General features: G+C 46.3%; 16 protein-coding genes. All 16 read left to right on the top strand.

Annotated elements, in window-relative coordinates:
• Positions 1-35: 35 nt before the first annotated feature.
• The 16 genes from AB8S08_RS08280 (at position 36) to AB8S08_RS08205 (ending at position 26,436) form a co-directional block, all read left to right on the top strand.
• Positions 36-2,213 carry a M3 family metallopeptidase gene (locus AB8S08_RS08280; protein ID WP_369742482.1) on the top strand — a complete coding sequence of 726 codons (2,178 nt, stop codon included), beginning with the start codon at positions 36-38 and terminating at the stop codon, positions 2,211-2,213.
• 96 nt (positions 2,214-2,309) lie between these two features.
• Positions 2,310-3,518, top strand: coding sequence for an EAL and HDOD domain-containing protein (locus AB8S08_RS08275; RefSeq protein WP_110075431.1), 1,209 nt, complete (start codon positions 2,310-2,312; stop codon positions 3,516-3,518).
• 126 nt (positions 3,519-3,644) lie between these two features.
• Positions 3,645-5,870: an NADP-dependent isocitrate dehydrogenase gene (locus AB8S08_RS08270; RefSeq protein ID WP_313932121.1), complete on the top strand. Its 2,226-nt coding sequence runs from the start codon at positions 3,645-3,647 to the stop codon at positions 5,868-5,870.
• 153 nt (positions 5,871-6,023) lie between these two features.
• Positions 6,024-9,335, top strand: coding sequence for an AAA family ATPase (locus AB8S08_RS08265; protein ID WP_369742480.1), 3,312 nt, complete (start codon positions 6,024-6,026; stop codon positions 9,333-9,335).
• A 54-nt stretch (positions 9,336-9,389) separates the two neighbouring features.
• The gene (locus AB8S08_RS08260; RefSeq protein WP_369742478.1) at positions 9,390-9,629 is read left to right on the top strand and encodes a hypothetical protein; all 240 of its coding nucleotides are present in this window, start codon (positions 9,390-9,392) and stop codon (positions 9,627-9,629) included.
• A 107-nt stretch (positions 9,630-9,736) separates the two neighbouring features.
• The gene (dnaE, locus tag AB8S08_RS08255; protein WP_369744191.1) at positions 9,737-13,231 is read left to right on the top strand and encodes a DNA polymerase III subunit alpha; all 3,495 of its coding nucleotides are present in this window, start codon (positions 9,737-9,739) and stop codon (positions 13,229-13,231) included.
• An 18-nt stretch (positions 13,232-13,249) separates the two neighbouring features.
• On the top strand, positions 13,250-14,206 hold the full coding sequence (gene accA, locus AB8S08_RS08250; protein WP_110075427.1) for an acetyl-CoA carboxylase carboxyl transferase subunit alpha: 957 nt from the start codon (positions 13,250-13,252) through the stop codon (positions 14,204-14,206).
• Entirely contained in the window at positions 14,193-15,221 is a 1,029-nt protein-coding gene (tilS, locus tag AB8S08_RS08245) for a tRNA lysidine(34) synthetase TilS (RefSeq protein WP_369742477.1), read from the top strand. The genes accA and tilS overlap by 14 nt, the downstream gene beginning before the upstream one ends.
• A 26-nt stretch (positions 15,222-15,247) precedes the next feature.
• On the top strand, positions 15,248-16,138 hold the full coding sequence (locus tag AB8S08_RS08240) for a DMT family transporter (RefSeq protein WP_369742476.1): 891 nt from the start codon (positions 15,248-15,250) through the stop codon (positions 16,136-16,138).
• A gap of 2 nt (positions 16,139-16,140) precedes the next feature.
• Complete coding sequence (locus tag AB8S08_RS08235; protein WP_369742475.1) at positions 16,141-17,778, top strand: cation:proton antiporter; 1,638 nt, start codon at positions 16,141-16,143, stop codon at positions 17,776-17,778.
• Between the two features lie 142 nt (positions 17,779-17,920).
• Positions 17,921-19,126, top strand: a complete 1,206-nt coding sequence (locus AB8S08_RS08230; protein WP_369742474.1) for an efflux RND transporter periplasmic adaptor subunit — start codon at positions 17,921-17,923, stop codon at positions 19,124-19,126.
• 4 nt (positions 19,127-19,130) lie between these two features.
• The gene (locus AB8S08_RS08225; RefSeq protein WP_313932128.1) at positions 19,131-22,310 is read left to right on the top strand and encodes an efflux RND transporter permease subunit; all 3,180 of its coding nucleotides are present in this window, start codon (positions 19,131-19,133) and stop codon (positions 22,308-22,310) included.
• Between the two features lie 77 nt (positions 22,311-22,387).
• Positions 22,388-23,119: a DUF599 domain-containing protein gene (locus AB8S08_RS08220; RefSeq protein WP_110075421.1), complete on the top strand. Its 732-nt coding sequence runs from the start codon at positions 22,388-22,390 to the stop codon at positions 23,117-23,119.
• On the top strand, positions 23,116-24,174 hold the full coding sequence (astE, locus tag AB8S08_RS08215) for a succinylglutamate desuccinylase (RefSeq protein WP_369742472.1): 1,059 nt from the start codon (positions 23,116-23,118) through the stop codon (positions 24,172-24,174). The genes AB8S08_RS08220 and astE overlap by 4 nt, the downstream gene beginning before the upstream one ends.
• Before the next feature lie 85 nt (positions 24,175-24,259).
• Complete coding sequence (locus tag AB8S08_RS08210; protein ID WP_369742471.1) at positions 24,260-25,459, top strand: thiamine pyrophosphate-dependent dehydrogenase E1 component subunit alpha; 1,200 nt, start codon at positions 24,260-24,262, stop codon at positions 25,457-25,459.
• Entirely contained in the window at positions 25,459-26,436 is a 978-nt protein-coding gene (locus AB8S08_RS08205; RefSeq protein ID WP_110075419.1) for an alpha-ketoacid dehydrogenase subunit beta, read from the top strand. Before AB8S08_RS08210 ends, AB8S08_RS08205 begins: the two co-directional genes overlap by 1 nt.
• Positions 26,437-26,438: the final 2 nt, after the last annotated feature.

Genomic DNA, 26,438 nt, shown 5'->3' with positions numbered 1-26,438 from the left:
CGGTTAAAGCATTTAACCACAAGGGAGATAAGATTATGCGCAAGAGCCTTATTGCTGTTGCTATCGGTGCGGCCATTTCAGTTGCCGCTTGTTCTGATAAAGACGCTAGCCAAACCACCGTTGAGTCAGCTAAAACTGAGCAGGTTGCGGCTAGTTCACTAAGCCAAAGCAATCCATTCTACGCTGCAAGTACACTTCCATATCAGGCTCCAGATTTTACCAAAATCCGTTTTGAGCATTATCAACCAGCATTTGAAGCTGGTATGGCAGAGCATAGTAAGGAAATTGAGGCTATTGCTAACAACAGCGCAGCACCAACTTTTGAAAACACCATCGTAGCTATGGAAAAAGCAGGTGCTTTATTAAGCCGAGTTTCTTCAGTTTTTTATAACGTTGCTGGATCGAATGGGAACGATGACACTCGGGCTTTGCAAGGCGAGCTCGCACCAAAAATGGCACAGCATCGCGACAATATTATGCTTAATCCAGCCTTGTTTGCTCGGGTTAAAGCAGTGTACGACAATCGAGCTGAACTAGAAGGCGAAGCGTTGCGCTTGGTTGAAGATACGTACAAAGGTTTCGTTCGTGCTGGTGCTGAACTAGACGCTGAGGCGCAAACCAAGATCCGTGCAATTAACTCTGAAATGTCTTCATTAACCACAGAGTTTCAGCGTAACCTGATGACGCTAGCTAACGAAAACTTGATCGTTGTTGATAGTGCTGACGAATTAGCTGGACTTAGCGAGAGTGAGATTCAAAGTCTGGCCGACGCTGCTGCGGCTGCTGGTCATGAAGGTAAATATGCCATTCGGATTACCAACACGACCCGTCAACCAGTGTTGGCATCATTAGAGAATCGTGAACTACGTCAGCGTATTTGGGAAGCTTCCGCTTATCGTGGTACTGGTAACACAGCGACAGATAACCGTCCTTTAGTAAAACGCTTGGCCGAATTACGTGCTCAAAAAGCTGAGCTACTTGGTTACGACACTTGGGGTGATTACGTATTAGAAACTAGCATGGCCGCTAAGCCAGCAGCAGCACAAGCTATGTTACGTGATTTGGTACCAGCAGTAGTGAGTAACGTGGCCGCTGAACAAGCTGCAATTCAAGAGATGATTGAGGCAGAAGGTGGCGATTTCGAAGTGCAGCCATGGGATTGGGCATATTATGCCGAAAAAGTTCGGGCAGAAAAATATGCTTTAGATGCTAACGAAGTGAAGCAATACTTTGAGTTTAATCGAGTGGTTGAAGATGGCGTGTTCTATGCTATGAATCAATTATTTGGTATTACTTTCGAAAAACTAGATAACATCCCAACTTATGGTGATGACATCATGGTTTACGAGGTTAAAGACGTTAATGGTGAAACATTAGGCCTGTTCTATGGCGACTGGTTTACTCGTGATGGCAAGCGCGGCGGAGCTTGGATGAGCTCATTCGTGTCTCAGTCACACTTATTAGATAGCAAGCCGGTTATTTTAAATAACCAGAACATCAAAAAAGCAGCCGAAGGCCCAACGCTGTTGAGTTTTGACGAAGTAAGCACCATGTTCCACGAAATGGGACACGCTTTGCACGGAATGTTCTCTGATGTCATGTATCCATCGTTGGCAGGTACGTCAGTATCACGTGACTACGTTGAATTTCCTTCAACTTTCCAAGAAGATTGGATGTTGAACGAGCAAGTATTAAATAACTTTGCTAAACATTACGAAACCGGTGAACCGATTCCTGCTGAATTACTTGATAAAGTGTTGGCTGCGAAAAACTTCAACATGGGTTATGACACCTTAGAATATATTGCGTCAGCCTTGTTGGATTTGGAATACCACACGCTATCAGCTGATGCTGCTAGCAGCATTGACGATGTGGCGGCGTTTGAAGCAGCCGCGCTTGAACGCAATGGTGTAGCAGTAGCTGCAGTACCACCGCGTTATAAGTCGACTTTCTTTGCGCACGTTTTTGCCGGTGGCTATTCAGCTGGTTACTACGCTTATATGTGGTCTGAAGTGTTAGCCGCTGATGCCTTTGCCTTTATGCAGCAAAACGGTGGTTTGACCCTAGAAAACGGTCAAGCATTCCGTGACACTATCCTTTCTAAAGGGAATAGCAAAGAGCCGATGCAGCAATACATCGATTTCCGTGGTCAAGAGCCTACCGTTGAAGCCTTATTACAACGCCGTGGCTTAACTGCTCCGAAAATTGATTAATAGCTGATTTCGTACAATAAAAGAGGACAGAGCTAGCTCTGTCCTCTTTTTTTTGGTATATAAGCAGGTAAATATTTTGTAACAGCGAGTTTTTGAATGCCTGATGTTTTGTTCGCCTCTCAGCCTATCTACGATCGCCAAGGCAAGGTTTATGCGCATGAGTTACTTTACCGTCACGAACATGGCATTACTGCCTTTGAAGTTGGCGACAGTGTGGCTACCAGTGAGGTGTTATTTAACCTTTGTACTGGCGTCTTAGACTATGTAGAACATCACAAGCAACCAGTTTGTATAAATGTATCCACGGATTTTCTGCTCTCTGGGCAATTTCTGCCGATTGCACCAGAACATGTCATTATTGAACTCGTAGAACGGTTAGAGCCAACAGCAGAAATTATTGAGGCAATAAAAAATTGGGTCGCTAAAGGGTTTCGGTTTGCTTTAGATGATTTTGAATTTCAACAAAGCTGGGATCCACTGCTTGAATTTGCTGCAATCATCAAGGTTGATATCGAGCGAACAGGATTAGAGCTGGCGCAGCAACGGTTGCAGCAGTTGCAGCATCTTGATGTATTGTGGCTAGCCGAGCGGATTGAAGATGAACTTACGCTTAATCAGTATCGTGAGCTTGGCTTTGATTTGTTTCAGGGATACTTCTTAGCTAGACCCAAACTGATTGAGGGCACAAAAGTGCCTTCGCCTGCAGCACAGCAATTAACCTTGTTGATTAATCAGCTGTTTGTCGATGAACCCGAGCTTTATGAGATCGTGGCAGCCTTACAAACCGACCCGGTGTTGGTCGTTAACTTGCTCCGAATCGCCAATAGTCCTTATTATGGTTTGACTCGCAAAATTGAATCACTTAAAGAAGTCGTCATGCTCTTGGGTTTAGAGCCGTTGCGAAAGTGGGTGTTGTTGATTTTATCCGTGCAAGGACATACGCCTGAACAAGCGAAATTAGTATTGACTCGGGCCTATATGTGTAGCGAGTTAGTTCGTGCTAAAGACCCTTTTAATCGACTTTCTGGGCCTGCTTTTTTAGCCGGTTTACTGTCTGGCTCTGATATTCTATTAGGGTTAGATAAAACTCAGTTTATTGAAGGTCTTAATATTGCTGATAATGTCCGCGATGCTGTCCTAAAAGGCAAAGGTGAGTTAGGCGTGGTGCTGGCGGCAGTAGAGCGCTTCGAGTACGACCTAGCGATGAAACGACCTTTGCAAAGGCAAGAACAACTGTTTGAAATTTATCAACAATGTCATTTCTTAGTAGAGCAGCTGCTAAGCCACGTTGGAGCTAGTCAATAACTCTATACTGGCAATATTCCCTACCAGTTACGACCCTTGTATAAGATGCAGGCGCTAGTGCACGGCGCCTGATCCTGCTATAATCCGCATCACTTTTTAGACCTGAACTGATGAATAGGAATCACTATGTCGATTGATAGTTCAAAGATTATCTACACAGAAACAGATGAAGCTCCTCGTTTAGCAACGTATTCGTTACTGCCGATTATTCGTGCGTTTACTGATGCTGCAGGAGTCGTGGTGGAAACTCGTGATATTTCTTTAGCGGGTCGAATCATTGCTAATTTTTCAGAATACTTAAAGCCAGAGCAGCGCATCAATGATGCTTTGGCAGAATTAGGCGAGTTAGCCAAAACTCCTGAAGCCAATATTATTAAATTGCCTAATATCAGTGCTTCTATTCCACAGTTAACTGCAGCTATTAAAGAATTACAAAGCCAAGGTTATGCGTTGCCGAATTACCCATTTGAGCCACAAACGGATGAAGAACGCGATATTAAAGCGCGTTATGACAAAATTAAAGGCTCAGCAGTAAATCCTGTCTTGCGTGAAGGTAATTCAGATCGTCGTGCTCCAGCATCGGTAAAAAACTATGCTAAAAAACATCCGCACCGCATGGGAAGTTGGAGTAAAGACTCCAAAACTCACGTGGCGCATATGCATGATGGTGATTTTTACAGTAGTGAGCAATCAACCACCTTTGCTGCCGCAGATGATTTGAAAATTATTCTAAATACTCCAGCTGGCCCAACAGTACTGAAAGAATCCGTTAAAGTGATGGCAGGCGAAGTTGTCGATGCGGCATGTATGAACGTGCAGGCATTACGCGAGTTTTTTGCCACTGAAACAGCAGCAGCAAAAGAACAAGGTGTGCTGTTATCTTTGCATTTGAAAGCGACCATGATGAAGGTGTCAGATCCCATCATGTTTGGCCATGCCGTAACTGTATTCTTCCAAGATGTGTTTGCTAAGCATGCGGATACCTTCAAGCAGCTAGGCGTAGATGCAACGAATGGCTTTGGTGATGTGTTAGCCAAGATCGCAGATTTACCAGCCGACCAACGCAGCGCTATAGAAGCGGATATCGCGGCAGTGTACAGCGAACAACCTAAGCTAGCTATGGTGAACTCAGATAAGGGTATTACTAACCTTCATGTGCCTAGTGATGTGATTATTGATGCATCGATGCCAGCGATGATTCGTGATGGCGGCAAGATGTGGGATGCGGATGGTAAAACCCAAGATACAAAAGCGATGATTCCTGATCGCTGTTATGCGGGTGTGTATCAAGCAACGATTGAATTCTGTCAGCAACATGGCGCATTTGATCCAGCCACTATGGGTACCGTTCCGAACGTAGGCCTGATGGCTCAAAAAGCGGAAGAGTACGGTTCACATGATAAAACTTTTGAAATTCCTGCCGACGGTACCGTTGTCGTAGTGAACCAAGCCGGTGAGCAAGTGTTTTCTCATGACGTGCAGAAAGGCGATATTTGGCGGATGTGCCAAGTAAAAGACGCGCCCATTCGTGACTGGGTTAAGTTGGCAGTCAATCGTTCACGCTTAAGTGGTATGCCTGCGGTATTCTGGTTGGATGCTGCACGAGCTCACGATGCTGAATTAATTAAAAAGGTAAATCAGTACCTGCAAGAGCATGATACAGATGGCCTCGATTTACGCATTATGGCACCTACAGAAGCGACCTTGCACACGCTGGCGCGTATGAAAGAAGGCAAGGACACGATTTCTGTTACTGGGAACGTATTGCGCGATTATTTGACTGACTTATTCCCGATTCTTGAGTTGGGAACCTCAGCTAAAATGTTGTCGATTGTACCCTTGATGAACGGCGGTGGTTTATTCGAAACTGGTGCAGGCGGATCAGCACCTAAACATGTGCAGCAGTTTGTAGAAGAAAACTACTTACGTTGGGATTCGCTAGGCGAGTTCTTGGCATTAGCAGCATCGTTAGAGCATTTAGCACAGCGTACTAACAATGATCGCGCGCAAGTGCTGGCTGATGCGTTGGATGCAGCAACTGCTAAGTTCTTAGAGAACGATAAATCACCAGCGCGTAAGTTAGGGCAGATTGATAATCGTGGTAGTCACTTCTATCTTGGCATGTATTGGGCTGAGGCATTAGCTGCACAAACCAAGGATGCAGCGTTAGCTGAGCGATTTGGTAAGTTGGCCGCGTTTTTAACTGAAAACGAAGCAACTATCGTGGCTGAATTAAATCAAGTGCAAGGTACACCGGTAGAAATCGGTGGCTACTATGAACCAAATGCTGATTTAGTTGCGAAGGCGATGCGCCCATCTGCAACGTTAAATGAAGCACTTGAGCGCTTGTAAGTCATAGCAAATAAGAGTCATGAAGAGCCCCGCACTAGTGTTTAGTGCGGGGCTTTTTTTATGGCTAAACATAGATTAATTTGTGATTATTGCGAGGCAAGGTGTTAATCTTGGTGCAAATCAATGACTAACAATGATAAGAGATATTGATTCATGAGCCTGTATCAACACCCTGTACTTGAGGCCTTTCTACGCCAGTTATACATTGCGAACTTAGTTGACGCTGAAGCAGTGATGCAATACACCAAGCAGCCAGGAGGGCATCGTGATCCCTCTACCTGGGATGTCATAGGCATCGAAGATGTGCAGGTGTTAAGTGCGTTGTTAAGCACTCCTGTATTAGCTGAACTCTGGGCAAAGCGGTTACGCCGAACGCCCGCTACCTTAGCTTACCCTGCTGTCGTGTATCGCTTTCGCGAAACCATGGATACTATCATTCCGCAGCGCAGCTTTCAGGACAAAACCGATACCACCAAGGATTGGTTTCGTTGTGCGTTTGAGGTGGCCGAGCGTTTTAAAAGAGTGTTTGAGCCCTTTGTGGAGTTTAAGTTAGGCTGTAAATTTAACGCAGTGACCAGCCCAGAGCACTTTATTGATCTACTTATCCAGTATGCAAGCTCGGGCGACAGTAACTTATTCGCAGAGTTTATAGCGCTTAATCCGCCTCGTAGCTTAGCTGATATAAAAGCTCACATTGAACAACTGGAGCACTACCTCCAAGGGCGTGTATTGGGGCAATCCCATGCTGTACGAACCGTAGTGAGACATGAGTTAGCAAGCGGCTGTATCGATAATGGCCGACAACGAGCTATTTTCACGTTTGTGGGGCCCAGTGGGGTAGGAAAAACAGAGTTAGCACGCAGCTACGCCCATGCATTGAGTGATGCTACCGGCTCGGGGTATCGCTTTCGTGAGTTTAGTATGGAAGCCTACGCTGACGACAAAGCATACATGAAATTGACAGGGTCTGGCTCGTATTATACTGACTCAGCGTTAGGTGACTTAACTCGCCACGTACAGTGTTATCCGCGTTCCGTGATTTTATTTGATGAAATCGAGAAAGCTCATCCTAGTGTGATTCAATCCATGCTTAGCATGTTAGATAGTGGTCGCATGACGGATATCACCTCGAATGAAGTGGCTGACTTTTCGCAGACGATTGTTATTTTTACTTCTAACCTAGGCCAAGCAGAATTTAATAAAGCCACTGGGATGGGAGAGTTAGATGTCTTTGATGTTCTGCGTCAAGCCAAACGTCCGGGCGATAGTCAGCCGGCCTTAACACCAGAATTAGTTGACCGATTAAAAAGCGGGGCAGCAATACGATTTAAGCCGCTCAGTGCCAGTACGCTCTTAGCCATTGCCGAACTGCGTGTGCGGGACTATTTGCAAGCAGGCTTCTCAGTGGTTGATTTAGATTTTACTGTGGATTTTTATGCGGCTTTACTGTTTGCGCAACTACCTAAACCCTCTGCTCGAGGTATTCAGGGTGTTGCCAATAATCTTTTGGCGGGTGCTAAGCGTGACATGTTTAGGCAGTTAACGAGCGCACAGTTACAACAGATTACTCAGTTGCAATTGCATTTAGATGAGAGCTGTTACGAACGTGTGCGCGGCAGCCACAAAGTATTATTAATCAATTGTCCAGCGGCACTGGTTGCACACCTTCAACAGCAGCTGCCGCGTTATGAATGGCAAGCGATATCACTGGTGGCTGCGTTAGAATTAAAACATCAAGTGAGTCAGTACGCTGCGGTATTAATTGCCGCCGGTGTGAGTGCTGATAGTTCTAGTGCCACACCCGAGCTGGCCGAGTTGGCTGCTGCTATTCGTCAATTACACAGATTTGCTGCTGGCGTACCCTTATTGATGGTGGCGGAACACACGATTGATGATGATGAATTTGACTTGCTCGATGAGGTGATTTCTGCTGCAAGCTTATTGGCAACCCCGACCCGATTGCAACGCCTGATTGAAGTTAATGCAAGGTTGCAGATTGGCCGACGGCAAGAACAGCGATTTGATTATGACTACCACCTGCAACTCGATGGTAGCCAACTAAAGATAAGTTTAGTAAATCCCAAGTTCACTACCAATGTTAGTTCTTCACGAGTTATCGCTGGGGTGCCAGGCTTGCTGCGCGAGCGGCCGGGCGTACGTTTAGCTGATGTGGTGGGATTGCAACGTGCTAAAGCCGAGTTACAACGGGTTTTAGGTTGGCTAAAACAACCCGAGTTGTTACAACGACGCCAGTTAGCTATGCCAGCAGGCATTGTGTTAACCGGCCCTCCAGGTACCGGAAAAACCATGTTAGCCAAGGCGGTAGCTGGCGAAACGGAATTACCATTTTTGAATATTAATACTCACGATTTAGTGAGTTCAGTACAACATGGTACCGCCACTAAAATTCAGCAGATTTTTGCTGCTGCGCGTGATATTGCGCCCTGCATTATCTTTATCGATGAGATAGATATGATTGCTGGCCGTCGTGACCGTGCTGGCGCAGACACCTCGGCGGTGAATACGTTACTGACCAATTTAGATGGCCTACAAGCTGCAGCAGAGCCGGTTTTTGTGATTGCTGCCACTAATTATCCCGAGCGTCTAGATCCAGCACTCCTGCGAGCTGGCAGATTAGATGAGCCAGTGCACTGTGATTTGCCAGATAGAGCTGCTCGGCAGGCTTTTTTTGAAATGTTTGCTCATCGTTATGGGGTGCAATTGAGCAGCGAGCAATTGGCCGATTTTGCTGAAATGACACAAGGTATGAGTGGAGCGCAGCTAGAAAAAGCAATGCGCTTATGTATGCTCACCGAACAGGTAGAACAACATGGCGCTGCTGGTCTTACTATTGCTCAACTGCGTAAGGCTGTAACTGCTGCACATTATGGGGCGCCGCTTACAAGCCTAGGTCAATCACCGCAAGAGAAAAAATTAGTCGCCTATCATGAGGCTGGTCATTTACTCGTATCCCGTCTATTGATGCCGCATTATGACGTGCCTTTTGCCACCATTGAACCGCGTAACAATGCGCTTGGTTTTGTTGTTACCCATAAAGATGCAACTTTAGCGGCAACTACCATGGCAGAGATCAAAGCGAAAATAGCCATGAGTATGGCTGGACGAGAAGCGGAAGCTTACGCTGATTTAGGTGGTGAAGCTAACACTGGAGCAGCGAGTGATATCAGTTATGCCACCCAATTAGCCGAAGCGGCAGTATGTCAATACGGTTTAGATGAGGTATTCGGACCGGTGACACCTGCGGCTTTGCAACAAGTGAAATTAACCGGAGCACAGGCTGACTTGGTAGCCGAACGGATTAAGTTTTGGGTGACCGAAGGGCAACAGCAAGCGGCTGCCCTATTAGCACAACAGCAAGAGTTGTTACATAAAATTGCCGCTGCGTTATATCGCAATGAGTCACTTTATGGCGATGAAATAGATGAGCTATTTGCTGATGCCTAGGTATAATAACCAACTACCCTTCATGGTATTTCAGCCCAGCATAGAGAGAACAGCATGAGCACAACTGAAGATAACATTGAGCAAAGTCCGTTAACGCAAACTTACTCAGCTAATGAGCAGACAGTTACTATTGATATTTATAAAGGTGAGAGTGGTTGGATTCTTGAAATTGTTGATGCCGACAATAATTCAACCCTGTGGGAAGATGAATTTGCAACAGATCAAGAAGCCCTTGATGAAGCCTTAGCCGCTTTGTCTGAAGAAGGTATCGACTGTTTTATTGGCCCAGCGTAAGCAGGCTTAAGTGCAGTAGCGCAAGAGGATGTTGACATGACATTAGCTTGCGCATACGGCACAATACCCCCCTTGTTTTTGTTTCGCAGCGGAATATGCCACCAGATATGACAGCACCTAGCTTTATTCATTTACGAGTTCACAGTGATTTTTCAATGATTGATGGGTTGGCTAAGGTCAAACCTATCTGTGAAGCTACCGTGGCTAAAGGAATGCCAGCTTTGGCATTAACCGATCAAATGAATATGTGTGGGCTAGTTCGCTTTTATCGTGCAGCCCACGATAAGGGATTAAAACCTATCGTTGGTTGCGATTTATGGGTATTGCCAGCCGGTTGGACTCCAGACAGCAAAGAACAGCCGTTCAGATTAACCGCTTTAGCAATGACGAATGAAGGGTATCAGCAACTGACTGTCTTAATTAGTCGTGGCTATTTGGCTGGGCATCGCTGCGGCAAGCCTTGTATTAATAAAGAATGGTTGGCTGATCATCAGCAGGGAATTTTGTTACTCTCGGGCGGCCGAGATGGCGATATTGGCCGTGCCTTGCTGGCCAATAAGCCGGCAGAGGCTGTCCAGCTGCTGGAGTTTTATTCGCAGCATTTTGCCGATCGTTTTTATCTAGAACTGGTACGAACTGGGCGTGCTGGCGAGAATGACTACATTCATGCCGCGGTTAATCTCGCAGCGCAGCACCAGGTGCCGGTGGTAGCCACCAACGAAGTCGTGTTTTTGCGAGCAGAAGATTTTAACGCACATGAAATCAGAGTTGCTGTATCTGACGGCTATGTACTGAACGACAAGCGTCGACCACGTAATTACAGTGCTGAGCAATACCTCAAGAGCCCAGCAGAAATGGCCGAACTATTTGCCGACATACCGGAAGCGTTAGCTAATACGGTGGAAATTGCAAAACGCTGTAATGTGACGGTAAAGCTTGATGAATATGTATTGCCTGAGTTTCCAACGGGTGGTATGGCCCCAGAAGATTTTTTAGTAAAAAAATCGCAGGAAGGTTTAGAACAACGTCTTATCGATTTGTTTCCGGATGAGCAAGAACGTGCAGTTAAACGCGTGGAATATGACCAGCGCTTAGAAACTGAACTTAAAGTTATCAATGATATGGGCTTTCCTGGTTACTTCTTGATCGTGATGGAGTTTATCCAGTGGTCTAAAGACAACAATATTCCGGTTGGCCCCGGCCGAGGTTCAGGCGCAGGCTCGTTAGTTGCCTATGCCTTAAAAATCACTGATTTAGACCCACTTGAATTAGATTTGCTGTTCGAACGATTTTTGAATCCAGAACGGGTATCCATGCCCGATTTTGATATTGACTTCTGTATGGATCGGCGTGATGAAGTTATTGATCATGTTGCTGATCTTTACGGACGTGAAGCCGTTTCTCAGATCATTACTTTTGGCACTATGGCCGCTAAGGCATCGATTCGAGACGTCGGTCGGGTGTTAGGTCATCCCTATGGTTTTGTTGATAAAATCACCAAGTTAGTACCTGGCGACCCGGGGATGACCCTAGCTAAAGCATTTGAAATTGAGCCGCGTTTAGCTGAAATGTATCAGCAAGATAATGATGTTCGCGACATCATTGATATGGCTAGGATTTTAGAAGGGGTCACCCGTAATGCCGGTAAGCATGCCGGTGGGGTTGTGATAGCGCCCAATAAAATCACCGATTTTGCACCATTATATTGCGATGAAGAGGGTAAACAGCCGGTTACTCAGTTTGATAAGAATGATGTAGAAGCAGCAGGTCTGGTTAAGTTCGACTTTTTAGGCTTGCGCACGCTAACCATTATTCAATGGGCATTAGATATGGTGAATGCCAATCGTGCTAAAGCTGGTCTTGAACCCATTGATATTGCTAAAATTCCGTTGGAAGATCCTGCTTGCTTCGCCTTGCTCAAGAAAGCCCAAACCACAGCGGTGTTTCAATTAGAATCAGCTGGCATGAAGCAACTGATCAAGAAGTTGTTGCCCGATAGCTTTGAAGACATTATTGCTTTGGTTGCGCTATTTCGGCCAGGCCCGTTACAGTCAGGCATGGTGGACAACTTTATTGACCGTAAACATGGCCGAGAAGAACTATCTTATCCTGACAAAGACTATCAGCACGAATCTCTGATTCCTATCTTGGAACCTACGTACGGGGTTATCCTTTATCAAGAGCAAGTGATGCAGATAGCGCAGGTGTTAGCCGGTTATTCACTAGGTGGTGCGGATTTACTACGCCGTGCTATGGGTAAGAAAAAACCAGAAGAAATGGCCAAACAACGTGCGGTGTTTGAAGAAGGCGCACGTAAAAATGGTATTGATGGTGAGCTAGCGATTAAGATCTTTGACTTGGTAGAAAAATTTGCCGGTTACGGTTTTAACAAATCGCACTCGGCCGCTTACGCCTTGGTTTCTTACCAAACGCTATGGATGAAAACCCATTATCCAGCAGAATTTATGGCCGCAGTGATGTCGGCCGATATGGATAATACCGACAAAATAGTAACGCTAGTAGATGAATGTGAAAACATGGGGCTCACCATTTTACCGCCCGATGTTAATGCTGGTCAGTACAAGTTTACGGTCGATCACGAGCAGCGTATTGTGTACGGCATTGGTGCCATAAAAGGGGTGGGTGAGGCTCCTATTGAAGCCATTTTACAGGCGCGCAATGAAGGTGGCGCCTTTACTGATCTGTTTGATTTTTGCTGCCGGGTTGATTTAAAAAAGCTGAATCGCCGAGTGCTCGAAAAACTTATTAAAGCTGGTGCAATGGATTCGCTTGGGCCTCATCGTGCAGCGCTGATGGCAACCTTAGAAAAAGCGATGCGTCAGGCTGAACAGCATGCGCGTGCCGAAGCCCAGGGGCAGGCCGATTTATTTGGGGTGCTAACCTCAGCTGTTGATGATGTGACCATTGAGCACGAGTTCGTGCAAGTACCGCCATGGCGTGAAGTGATTTGGTTGGAGGGCGAACGTGAGACTCTTGGACTATACTTAACTGGCCACCCGATTAATCGTTATCGGCGTGAGTTGCGTCATTACGTGCCCTGCGCATTAGCTGATGTGAAGCCAACTGGGCGAGATCAAACCACCACAGTAGCCGGGTTAGTAGTAGATGTGCGTACCATGTTAAATCGTCAGCAACAGCGTTGGGCTATTGTTACCTTACATGATAAAACCGCACGCTTTGATTTTCGGGTGTATGCGAAAGATTACGAAATTTATCAACACTTGCTCGAAAAAGATCAAATATTGGTGGTAAAAGGAGAGGTCAGCTTTGATGATTACTCGTCTGCCAATACAATGACAGCACGTGAAATTATGACCTTGGTAGGCATGCGCGAGCAGTATGCTAAGGCTTTGAAGCTAACGGTTCGGCAAGAACAGTTAGCTGGCGCTGGTTTGCAACGTCTAGTGGAATTGATTGAGCCTTATAAACAAGGTAGTTGCCCGCTATTGTTGCAATATCAGCAGCCTCAAGTGCAGGCGCAGTTTCATGCTGCCACTGAGTGGTATGTAACGCCCACGGACGAATTATTATACGAGTTGCAGCAGCAGCTTGGTAAGGATCATGTTGAACTCGAGTTTTAATGGCAAATAGGAGCCATAATGAGTCTTAAATTTTTAGATTTTGAACAGCCTATCGCTGAGCTACAAGCACAAATTGAAGAGCTGAAGGCGGTTGGCGCCAAGGGCGATTTTGATATTTCTATTGAAGAAGAAATTGCTAAATTACAAGAAAAGCGCGAACAGCTGGTAGCTAAAATCTTTGGCGATTTAGGTGCTTGGCAAGTAGCTCAATTAGCTCGGCATCCGTTACGGCCCTACACGTTGGATTATATTCAGCATATTTTTGAAGACTTTGATGAGCTTGCTGGCGATCGTACTTTTGCGAACGATGAGGCCATTGTTGGTGGTACAGCGCGTCTTAATGGTCAACCAGTGATGGTTATTGGTCATCAAAAAGGTCGTGAAACCAAAGAAAAAATCCGCCGTAATTTTGGTATGCCTAAGCCTGAAGGTTATCGTAAAGCATTGCGCTTAATGGAGATGGCTGAGCGCTTTAAAATGCCCATCATTACCTTCATTGATACCCCAGGTGCTTATCCTGGCATCGGTGCTGAAGAGCGCGGGCAGTCTGAAGCGATCGCTCGTAATCTAAAAGTCATGGCCAGATTAAATACTCCAATCATTTGTACCGTTATTGGTGAAGGTGGTTCTGGTGGCGCGTTAGCCATTGGTGTGGGTGATAAAGTAAATATGCTGCAATACTCTACTTATTCAGTGATTTCGCCAGAGGGGTGTGCTTCTATTTTGTGGAAGAGTGCAGAGAAAGCTCCACTAGCCGCTGAAGCTATGGGTGTCACAGCCCAACGGTCAAAAGAGTTAGGCTTAATCGACACTATTATTGAAGAACCTATCGGTGGCGCTCATCGTGACCATGTGCAAATGGCAGAGCGTTTAAAGCAACGCTTAGCAGACGATCTGCAAGCATTGCTAAATCTTGATAGTGCCGAGCGGTTAGAACAGCGTTATCAGAAGTTAATGTCATTTGGATACTGTTAAGCATAACCTATCGGATAGCTGGGCAGAGCAACTCTTCCAGCAGTTTAGCCACCAGTTAGTTGAATTGGCTTTAGAGCCAGGACAACAGCTGGTGGTTTGCCTTGGTGGCGGAGCTGATTCGCAAACCTTATTAGACCTCACCGATCGTTTTCGGCAAACGCATCCGGAATACACCTACCTAGCTATTCATTTAGATCATAGTTTTCATGAAAAATCAGCCGCTTGGGCCGCTGGTTTGGTGGCAGACTGCCAACAGCGGCAATTTCCGTTTATTTGCGAACCGCTTCAGGTTGATCTGGGGGCGCGTATTAGCAAAGAGGCAGCCGGCCGCAATGCACGTTATCAACGTCTGGTTGAATTAACTCAACCTGACGCAGTGCTGTTGTTGGGACAGCATCGCAATGACCAAATTGAAACCTTGTTCTTGCAGCTAAAACGAGGTGCCGGACCGAAAGGGCTGGCGGCCATGGCTAAATTCATGCAACGGCATCAACGCTATTGGTGGCGGCCACTGTTGGACATCAGTAAAGCCGAAATCTACCAGTATGCGCACGCTCGGCAATTGTTCTGGATTGAAGATGATACCAACTACGATGTGAGTATTGAGCGCAATTTTTTACGTCATCAAGTAGTGCCATTATTAGAACAGCGTTGGCCCCATTTTGGCGATGCTGTGCTCCGCAGCACTCAACTTTGTGCAGAAAACCAGCAACTGTTAGAACTATTACTAGCAGATCGGGTGGCACCTCATATAGATGCTCAAGGACGTTTAGCTAGTCGTTGGATGGTAGGGCAGAGCGCTGAGTTACAACGTGGTATTTTGCGCTTTTGGTTGCAACAACAACAAGCACCACTACCTTCTTTTGCACAGCTAGAACAGTTGCGTGAACAGATGCTTAACACAGATAATAATGCACGCCCTAAGGTGGGTTGGGCCGATTGTTTGGTGAGTCGTCACACTGCCGATACCAAAGATCGTTTATTAATTCTTACGCGGGTTAGCAAAAAACGCTAAGCAATCCCCGCAGCACAAGGATAGAGATGAACCAGCGCAAGGCTATTTATCTTGCTTTGATGGCCGTACTGTTATGGTCAACTGTGGCGACTGCGTTTAAATTAGCACTACGGGACTTGTCGCCGTTGCAGCTACTGACCATAGCCAGTATCACTAGTGTGGTTACCTTTGCGGCTATTTTAAGCATGCAAGGGCGTTGGCGAGAAACCTTGCGTTTAGGCCGACAACGTTGGTTATTCTATTTGGGCCTAGGGCTGATAAACCCAACAGCCTATTACTGGGTGTTATTTGCTGCCTATGACCAACTTCCTGCACAACAAGCACAAGCAATTAATTATACTTGGGCTATTACCATGAGCCTGCTTGCGGTGCCTTTCTTGCAACAACGTCTCACTCGCAAAGAACTGATTGCCATGTTATTGGCTTACGCTGGAGTCTTTCTAATTGCCACGGGTGGCCATTGGGATTTGCGTCAAACCAACTGGCTTGGCATCGGTTTAGCGTTAGCCAGCACCTTGTTGTGGGCTAGTTACTGGTTAATTAATACCAAAAATACCGATAAACCAGTACCAGCTTTATTTTGGTGTTTTGCGTTCGGTAGTCTATGGTTAGCCTTATTACATGTGGGCCAATGGTGGTGGCAACCGGCTACCAATAGTGTCGTTTGGCCTTGGTTTAGCACGGGCTTTTGGGCCGGAATATATGTCGGCTTATTTGAAATGGGAATCACCTTCTTCTTGTGGTTAACGGCCATGCGGTTAGCTACAAAAACCGCACAAATCTCAACTTTAATTTTTCTCAGTCCATTTGTTTCGTTAATATTAATTTACTTTGTGTTACACGAGACCATTCAAGTGACCACGCTTATCGGCTTGTCGTTAATTTGTGTGGGACTTTATCGCTTACGGGAGAGCTAAGTTTGGATATTTATGCGGAGTTTACGCTATTACTCGTGATTGCTTGCGGGTTCGGCTTAGTGGGAATGTTGTTAAAGCAACCGCTTATTGTCGCCTTTATCGTTGCAGGCATTGTGGTGGGGCCATCAGCTTTAGATTTGGTTCATCACCATGACCCGATTGCGTTGTTGGCAAGTGTAGGTATCACAGTTTTGTTATTTGTGGTGGGGTTAAAGCTCGATCTACATTTGATTAGGCATTTGGGACCAGTTGCATTAGCGACAGGGTTAGGACAGTTACTTTTTACTATCGTATTTGGTTGGGGGTTAGGAGTAGCCTTAGGTTTAGGCATACTAGAAGCCACATATGTTGCCGTAGCCCTGACATTTTCTAGCACCATCATTGTGGTAAAGCTATTAGCAGATAAGCGTGAAATTGACTCCCTTCATGGCCGAATTGCCATGGGTTTTTTGATTGTACAAGATATTGCCGTAGTGATTGCAATGATGGCCATGGGCAGCGGTGGTGCTGCTGATGCCGATATTGGTGTTGTATATATCATTGCGGAAATCGCCATAAAACTTGTCGTTGCTGTGATTGTCGTTGCCCTCGCAATGAAGTTTTTGTTGCCGCGTTTACTGCAACAAGTGGGTAAGTCACAAGAGTTATTGCTGCTATTTGCTATTGCTTGGGGCACTCTTCTAGCTGCAAGTGGCGAATACTTTGGATTTTCTAAAGAAGTTGGTGCCTTTCTAGCTGGGTTTTCATTAGCATCAACGTCCTACCGAGAAGCGATAGGAGCTAGATTAACGAGCATTCGTGATTTTCTACTACTGTTTTTCTTTATTGAATTAGGTAGTGCTTTAGATATGACAACACTTGGTGATGCTATTGTTCCGGCTATTGTGTTGTCACTTTTCGTGTTGATAGGAAATCCGCTCATCGTCATGGCTATCATGGGGTATATGGGGTATCGCAAGCGTACTGGGTTTATGGCTGGTCTAACTGTTGCTCAAATCAGTGAGTTTTCGATTATTTTCATTGCTATGGGAATTTCATTAGGGCACATCAATCAATCAGCTTTGGGCTTAGTGACCTTGGTTGGATTAGTGACCATCGCTGCGTCTACCTATATGATTTTGTATTCACGGCAGTTGTACTCAGTCTTTGAACCCTACTTAGGAGTGTTTGAGCGGGTAACGCCACATAGAGAGTTAGCTGATTCACAAGAAGACTTAGCCACGGGTAAGCAAGGCAAAGTTATTGTCTTCGGCGCCGGTCGTTACGGAGAAAAGTACGCTCTGAAGCTAGCTGAAAGCGGTATTGATGTGATTGCAGTGGACTTTGATCCTGAAGTGACTCGTTCGGTGAAACATCCCAACATAACTATGCGATATGGTGACGCTGCCGACCAAGAATTTATTGATTCGCTGCCATTGAAGACGACTCATGCGGTGGTTTGCACTATCCCTGATATTGAAACTCAACTGATGTTGATCGATGCTCTAAAGCAGCATCATTTTACAGGTAAAATTGTTATCGCTGCGCATCAACCCGGTACTCGGAGAGAGCTAGAACAGGCTGGGGTGAGCGAAATTTTCGTACCCTTGCATGATGCTGCAGAACACGCAGCAGAGAAAATGTTAACTGAACTAAAATAGCTCGAAGTAGGGCAAAGGGATATGCCCACCGACTCACACCAGCACATTGTTAACAACTGCTAACACATTGTTACTAACAGCTTAATAAATGATGCTTCATACTATATAGGTCGATAATTTCTTAATACGGAAGCAACATTCCATGGCATTTAAAAAACGAGCGCTGTTACCCCCGCTGATTATCATCATCGCTATTTTGTTGTTAGTGGCTTTAAGTATGCTGCGCCCGCAGCCGCCGCAACGCTCTATGGAGCGTCCTGCGGTATTGGTGGAGGTACTTGAAGCAAAACCTGAAACCATTAACTTTCAAGTGGCTGGGCAGGGCAATGTGATGCCCAAGCATATGACTAATATTGTCAGCCAAGTAAGTGGTCAAGTGGTTGAGGTTTCACCTAAGTTTGTCAATGGCGGCTTTTTTACCGCTGGCGAAGTGTTGATCAAGATAGACCCTGCCGATTACCAAGTAGCCTTACAAACAGCCCAAGCTAATTTAGCTCAAGCAAAAGCAGCTTTGGCAGAAGAAAGTGCACGTGCGAAAGTGGCTAAAGAAGAATGGGAATCGCTGCAAATGGGTGAAATCCCGGCACTAGGTATTCGTGAGCCGCAAGTAGCCAGTGCAGTAGCTGCCGTGCAATCAGCTGAAGCTGCGGTGGCAAAAGCCAAACGCGATTTAGAGCGGACCCAGATTAAAGCGCCTTTTGCAGGCATTATGCAAAATAAAGGGGTGGATATGGGGCAGTTCGTTAGCATGAACAGTCAAGTAGCTACGCTTTATGGTTCTGAAGTTGCCGAAATTCGAGTTCCTTTGAGCGATCGCGATCTTGCCTACTTAGATTTACCTGAAGCTAACCATAGTGGCGCTTATCCCGAAGTTTTACTTACTAGTAATGTAGCTGGTGAAGAATTCAATTGGCGCGGTTCCTTGGTGCGAAGCGAAGGTATCTTAGATAGTAATAGCCGAGTGATTTATGGTGTGGTAGAAGTGCCAGATCCATACAATCAAAGTGGCAATAGCCATGCAACGCCTTTGCGTTTTGGTCGTTTCGTACAGTTGAAAATTCAAGGTCTATCGGCTGAACAAGTGTTTGTGATACCGCGCCATGCCATGACTGTGAATGGCAAGATTTGGGTGGTTGATGACGAGCGACGGTTACAGTCGCGAACCGTTAACGTGCTTCGTAGTGAAGAAAACTCGCTGATTATCAATGAAGGTTTAGAAACCGGCGACCGAGTCATGCTCACGCAGGTACCTAATGCTTTGCCAAGTATGAAAGTACGCTTAGCGGGTGACCCGTTACCGGCACAGCAAGAAGCTCCGGTGGCTGAAACTGCTCAGGTAAAGGAGTAACACCATGAGTAGTCATTATGATGTAGACCCCAAGAAGGGCTTTATTGCTTGGTGGGCGAATAATAGTGTCGCCGCCAACTTATTGATGGCGCTGATTATCATCACCGGCTTATTTATGGTGGGGCAAGTGCGCAAGCAAATGTTCCCCGAAATTGAACTCAATATAATTAGTGTACAAGTACCCTTTCCTGGTGCGGCTCCGCAAGAAGTAGAGCAAGGCGTATTAGTGCGTATTGAAGATGCCATCGAAGATGTTAACGGCATTGAGCGTGTCACCTCTACGGCCCGTGAAGGTAGTGGTTCGGTCTCGATTGAAGTTGAAAGTGGCTACGATGTGCAGGTGGTTATGGATGAGGTGAAAATGCTCATCGATGCCATTCCAAGCTTTCCTCAACAGATTGAAAAACCAAATATTTATCGTATTCGTCCGCAACGCCAAGTGATCTGGATGAGTATCTATGGTGCTATGGATGAATATTCTCAGAAAGAGTTAGCCAAATCGATTCGTGACGAGCTCAAAGATATTGGTGGTATCACCAAGGTTGAGGTAGTGGGTGCACGCGATTATGAAATATCGATTGAAATTTCTGAGGCTGATTTACAACGTTATAACTTAACCTTCCAGGATGTTGTACAGGCGGTTAGAGGCACCTCGATTGATGTGGCTGGGGGCTCAATTCGTACTCCCAATGGCGATATTCTATTACGTGCTAATAACCAAGCCTACGTCGGAGATGAGTTTGAACGAATTACCTTAATTAATCGCCCTGATGGAACTCGCTTAACTCTTGGCGACATAGCTACCGTAAACGATGCTTTTATTGAAAGTAGACGTTTCACTCAATTCGATGGTGGCCCCGCAACCTTTATCCGGGTCGATTCAGTAGGTAATCAAAACGATTTAAAAATAGCTGAGGTGGTGCGCAACTACGCCGAACGTAAACAGAAAGAGTTACCACCCGATGTCAATATTGCACATTGGGGAGATGCCTCTTATTACCTACAGGATCGTTTAGATCTGATGATTGGTAATATGATTTCTGGCGGCTTTTTGGTGTTCATTATGCTGTCACTGTTTTTGCAACTGCGTCTCGCTTTTTGGGTGATGATTGGCATTCCCTTGTGTTTCTTAGGTACCATCGCACTAATGCCGTTACCCATGTTCGATATTTCTATCAACATGATTTCGTTGTTCGGTTTTATCTTAGTGCTGGGGATAGTGGTGGATGACGCCATTGTCATAGGCGAAAGTGCCTATTCGGAAATAGAAGCCAATGGGAAATCGATTGATAACGTGGTGGTAGGAGCCAAGAAAGTAGCTATGCCTGCAACCTTCGGGGTGCTCACAACTATGGTCGCTTTTATTCCGATGTTGATGGTAGAAGGCGGGATGGGGGCTATTTGGGAATCCATCGCTTGGGTCGTTATTCTGTGTCTAGCGTTTTCGTTAGTCGAATCTAAGCTGATTTTGCCAGCTCACATTGCCCATATGAAGTTTTCTAAAACGGCGACAGACAAGCAAAATGGTTTTCAGCGGGTACGAAATAAGATCTCAAACGGCTTAAAAGTGTTTGTAGATAAATACTATCGCCCGTTTTTAGCCAAGTGCCTTCATTATCGCTACACCACCTTAGCTAGTTTTATTGCTATGTTTATTTTGGCGATTGGCCTGATCTCAGGTGGCGTGGTGCGCTGGGTATTCTTCCCGAATATTCCGGGCGATTTCATTCAAGCACAAGTGCAGATGCAACCTGGCTCGTCTGAAGAAGCTACCATCAGCGCTTTACAACAAGTTGAGCAGGCGCTGCGCGCAGTTGATGCTCGTGCCGAGGATGAAGGTGGCATGGCTCTTGTTAAACACGTCAATACTTGGATGTCGGGAACCACTGGTGGTACCGTCATGACCGAGTTGGTGAAGGGCGATGACATTAACATTGATGGCTTTAAGTTCATTAATGACTGGCGCCAACAGGTACCAGAAATTGCTGGAGTTAAATCACTCAACTTTCAAGGTAGTGTTGGCGGTGGCGGTGGTTTTGATGTGGAATTTCAGCTAACTGGCGAAAATCTACAAGACTTATCGGCGGCTGCAACCCTACTTAAGCAAGAGTTGGGGCAGTTTGATGGGGTGTTCGACATTGAAGACACCTTTGGTGAGGGCAACGACGAAATCATTCTCGAGTTAAAGCCACTTGCGACAGCTATGGGTATCAGTCTGCAAGAACTAGCAGGACAGGTGCGCTATGCTTTCTATGGTGCTGAAGCGCAACGGATTCAGCGGGGCGATGAGGAAGTTCGAGTCATGGTTCGTTATCCGTTAGATGAACGTCAGTCGGTGGGTAATTTAGAGGACATGAAACTGCGCACCGCTGATGGGTCGTTAATTCCGTTCACTGAATTAGCCAACGTACGTTTTGCTAAAGGCTACAACACGATTACACGTATCAACCGTGAGCGGTCTGTAAACGTTCGAGCTCGTGTCGATAAAGACCGTGTAGAGCCGTTTCAGATTGTACGCCAAGTGATGGCCGAAAAACTGCCTCCGATTTTAGATCAATACCCAAGTGTGGGATATAAGCTAGAGGGGGCATCGCAAGATGAAGCCGAAGCAACTAATTCACTAGCAATTGGCTTTGCTCTAGCTCTATTTGCTATTTATGCCTTGATGGCAATTCCGTTGCGCTCATACAGTCAGCCGATGATCATCATGTCGGTGATTCCGTTTGGTATGGTCGGTGCGGTGGTGGGCCACTGGGTTATTGGCATGCCTATTTCGATTTTGAGCCTATTCGGTATCATTGCCTTGGCTGGGGTTGTGGTGAATGACTCCTTGGTTATGGTTGATTATGTGAACCGCGCGCGAGCGGATGGCGTGGCGTTGCGTAAGGCCGTTGCGGAAGCTGGCGCAGCGCGCTTCAGAGCGATTATCCTAACCTCGTTAACCACCTTCTTTGGTCTGTTACCTATTGTGTTAGAAACCAGTATGCAAGCTAAGCTGGTAATTCCAATGGCGATTTCATTGGCGTTCGGTATTTTGTTCGCTACCGTGATCACGCTTTTGTTAATTCCATGCTTGTACCTGATTCTTGATGATACCAAGCGTAACATGAGGACTATGTTGAGCTGGTATGGCTTGGCCAAACCACCGGCCCCAAAATCAGCACAACACAATAGTGTCACATAATGTTAAACTATTGGCCGTAAACTGATTCTTGTGCTGGCAACCGTTGTTGCCAGCACTTCAGCACAGGAAAGCCGGTCATGAACCTAGCGATTATTGATCTCGTCGCATTGTTGTTTTTTGTGTCGGTATGGGTAGGCTACACCCAGTTTGCCCGTATTCGCGCACGCAGTACCTATAGTCTTTCGCATATTCTGCGTCAACTCCGAGTTGACTGGATGCGCACCTTAACCCGTAAAGAACACCAAATCGCTGATGCTGCGCTGCTAGGTAATGTGGAGCGTACGGTGACTTTCTTTGCGTCCTCGACGGTACTGGTGTTGGCCGGTGTGCTGACCTTGTTAGCATCCGCTGACAAGGTGGTTGAGGTGATGCAATCCATTCCCTTTACGGCGCCAACTGCGCCTGACAAAGTTCAGTTTAAGCTGGCAACGCTGTCGTTAATTTTTGTCTGGGCATTTTTTAAGTTCACTTGGTCGATTAGGCAATTTGGCTTTGTCTCAGTACTGCTTGGTGCCGCGCCACAATATCGCAGCACTGAGTTTACTGACGAGCAACGTGAAACCTTTGCCCGCCAGGCCGCTAAGGTTTTAGATCAAGCCGGGCATGAATACAATAATGGGCTGCGTGCTTATTATTTTTCGTTAGCCTTTCTGTGTTGGTTTTTGCATCCCTACTTATTCATTGGGGCCACCACCGTGGTGATTTTTGTCTTGTACCGTCGCGAATATCGTTCACGCGTATTGCGGGCGTTATTAGCAACCAAAGGTTTAGAGCCAGGCCCCATTACGACAGATGGAGAATCATCGTGAGTTTTGACGTATTACGTTGGAGTGTGAGCGCCGCCTTAGCGGAGCGCCCAGATGCCCCGTTAGCAGCACTGTTTCAGGGGCCTGCGCAGGCGGATCCTATTCAGACCACTCAAACCCTAAGCAATGGCACTGACGTAGCCTTTTGGGATTATGGCGTGATTGCCGTGACCCCTCCAGCATCGGTAGCAGCAACTAAAGATGTGGTGATTTCTTGTGCGGTACATGGTGATGAAACTGCACCCATAGAAATGGTGCGGGATATGCTGCAGGATATCTTGTCTGAGCGTTTAGTGCCTAGCCAACGTGTCCTTTTTTTAATCGCCAACCCGGCGGCTATTTTAAATGACTCACGCTTTGTGGACGTCAATATGAACCGCTTATTCAGCGGTGCTCATAGCCAAGGTGATACAGCCGAGCATCAACGTGCCAGCGACATTGAGCGTTACGTGAGTCAGTTTTTTAAACTACAGCAACGTTATCACTACGATTTGCATACGGCTATCCGTGATTCAAAACATGAACAATTTGCGGTATATCCCTTTACCCATGGTGAGCCCTATAGCAAACAGCAACTGACCTTCTTGGCAGAGTGTGGCGTGGATACCATTTTGCTTAATCGGGCACCAACCACTACTTTTAGTTACTACAGTGTGCAGGCCCACAAGGCCCATGCGTTTACCGTGGAGTTAGGTAAGGTGCGTCCGTTTGGGCAGAACGATATGAGTAGATTTGCACAAGCTGATAGCGGTTTGCGTAAACTAATAAGTACAGAGGCGTTAGAACTCCCTGAATTTAGCCCGAGCCGACATCATGTTTATGACGTATGTAGAACCATTAATCGGCAAGCAGAACAGTTTGCTTTAAATTTTCCAGATAACGTAGCTAACTTTACTGAGTTTGCGCAGGGTCACCTGTTGGCTACCGATGGCGAGATAGAATACCGAGTGGAGCAGCCTGGCGAACGGATTATTTTTCCAAATGCGAACGTGGCGATTGGGCAACGGGCCTTACTTACCGTCGTTCCTATCGCTTTAGAGCAATTGAAACTGGTCTGATTTTGCAGTTTTCTGACGTCTCTTGTTTGCATGTCAGTTAACGTAAAGGTAAAGTGAGCGCAATTTTTCTTACAACGAGAAAGTTATGGCTAAAGATAACCAACATCAGTTAGATATTGTCACCCAACCGAAATTTATTGACGGTTCGGCGTTAACAATTCCAATGCTACAGATCTTGAAAGAAGATGGTAGCGTGCAAGCTGGGGCCGACGTGCCAGACATGAGCCAGGAACTAGCACTGAAGATTTTTGACACCATGCAGTTTATCCGCATTCTGGATGAGCGCATGATTGCAGCGCAACGCCAAGGACGTATCAGCTTCTATTTGTCGTCGCTAGGCGAAGAAGCTGCCAGCATTGGCTCGGCTGCGGCGCTGAGCGATAGCGACATGATCATGGGGCAATACCGTGAGCAGGGCGCGCTAGCGTTTCGAGGCTTTACTGTAGAGCAGTTTATGAATCAGCTGTTCTCGAACGAGCGAGACCTAGGCAAAGGGCGTCAGATGCCAGTGCATTATGGTACCGCCGCATTAAACTTTATGACCATTGCGTCCCCATTAGCCACTCAAATTCCACAGGCAACGGGTTATGCCTATGGCCAAAAAATGGATAAGAGCGGTAACTGCACCATTTGTTACTTTGGTGAAGGTGCTGCCTCAGAAGGTGATTTTCACGCTGCTTTAAACATGGCTGCCGTGTATAAAGTACCGGTTATCTTCTTCTGTCGTAACAATGGTTATGCGATTTCTACTCCGTCACAGGGCGAACAATATGCTGGCGATGGTATTGCACCGCGTGGTGTGGCCTATGGCATGAAGACCATCCGTGTGGATGGCAACGATTTGTTTGCAGTCTACCAAGCGACTAAGTTAGCGCGTGAACTAGCAGTTGAACACAACGAACCTGTGTTAATTGAGGGGATGAGCTATCGTATGGCCGGCCACTCAACGTCAGATGACCCAACCGGCTATCGTACTCGCGAAGAAGAGAACGCTTGGCGGGCGAAAGACCCGGTAGTGCGTTTCCAAAAATGGTTAGAGCAGCAGGGTTGGATCACCACCGAGCAGGCGCAGTCGAACTACGATGAGAAAAAAGCCGCGGTGTTGGCTGCATTGAAGGCTGCTGAAACTGTGCCAGTGCCGCATATCGATGAAATTATCGAAGATGTCTATGATACTCCTCCGAAACATTTGCAAGAGCAGCTAAAAGCGTTAAAAGCGCACATTCGCAAATACCCAGAGGCCTACCCAAAAACCGCATCGCGTATGGATGGAGGAGATAAGTAATGGCAAAAATGAACTTATTACAGGCCATTAATAATGCGCTTGATATTGCGATGGCTAGCAGCGATAAGGTTTACAGTTTTGGTGAAGATACCGGGGCCTTTGGTGGGGTATTCCGAGCTACTTCTGGCTTGACCGAGAAGTATGGCCGTCATCGCAACTTTAATACGCCGCTGGTGGAGCAAGGTATTATTGGTTTTGCCAACGGTCTTGCCTCGCAAGGCAGCTATGCCGTTGCTGAAATTCAGTTTGGTGATTATATTTTCCCAGCCTTTGATCAAATTGTGAACGAAGCAGCTAAGTTCCGCTATCGTTCAGGTAACGAGTTTAACGTGGGCGGTTTAACCATTCGTACGCCATACGGCGGCGGTATTGCCGGTGGTCATTACCATTCACAGTCTCCAGAAGCTTACTTTGCGCATACGCCGGGCCTGAAAATTGTTATGCCGCGTAACCCATACATGGCCAAAGGCTTATTACTGAGCGCTATTTTTGATCCTAATCCCGTCTTGTTCATGGAACCCAAACGGGTTTATCGTGCCTCTGTTGGCGAGGTGCCAGAAGAAGATTACCGGCTAGAATTAGGTAAAGCGGACGTTGTCAAAGAGGGTAAAGACATCACCCTGTTAGCTTGGGGTGCGCAAGTTGAAATGGCCGAGAAAGCTGCGGAAATGGCAGCTCAAGACGGTATTGATTGCGAAGTTATCGATTTGGTTAGCTTATTACCATGGGATGTTGACACAGTGGCAGCATCAGTGCGCAAAACCGGCCGGTTAGTGATCACCCAAGAGGCGCCTTTGACGGGTGGTTTTGCGAGTGAGGTAGCGGCCACGATTCAAGATCAGTGCTTCTTGTATTTGGAATCACCCATTGCGCGTGTCTGCGGATTGGATACTCCTTATCCGCTAAGCCATGAAAAAGAATACTTTGTCGATCACCTAAAAGTTTACGAAGCGATCAAAGCTTCGATGACCTATTAAGA

Origin of the sequence: Pseudidiomarina sp. PP-1MA (genome assembly GCF_041200125.1) — a bacterium.
Lineage (GTDB): Bacteria > Pseudomonadota > Gammaproteobacteria > Enterobacterales > Alteromonadaceae > Pseudidiomarina > Pseudidiomarina fusca.
The sequence above is the reverse complement of the archived record's forward strand: the minus strand, read 5'-3'. Positions and strand labels throughout refer to the sequence as shown.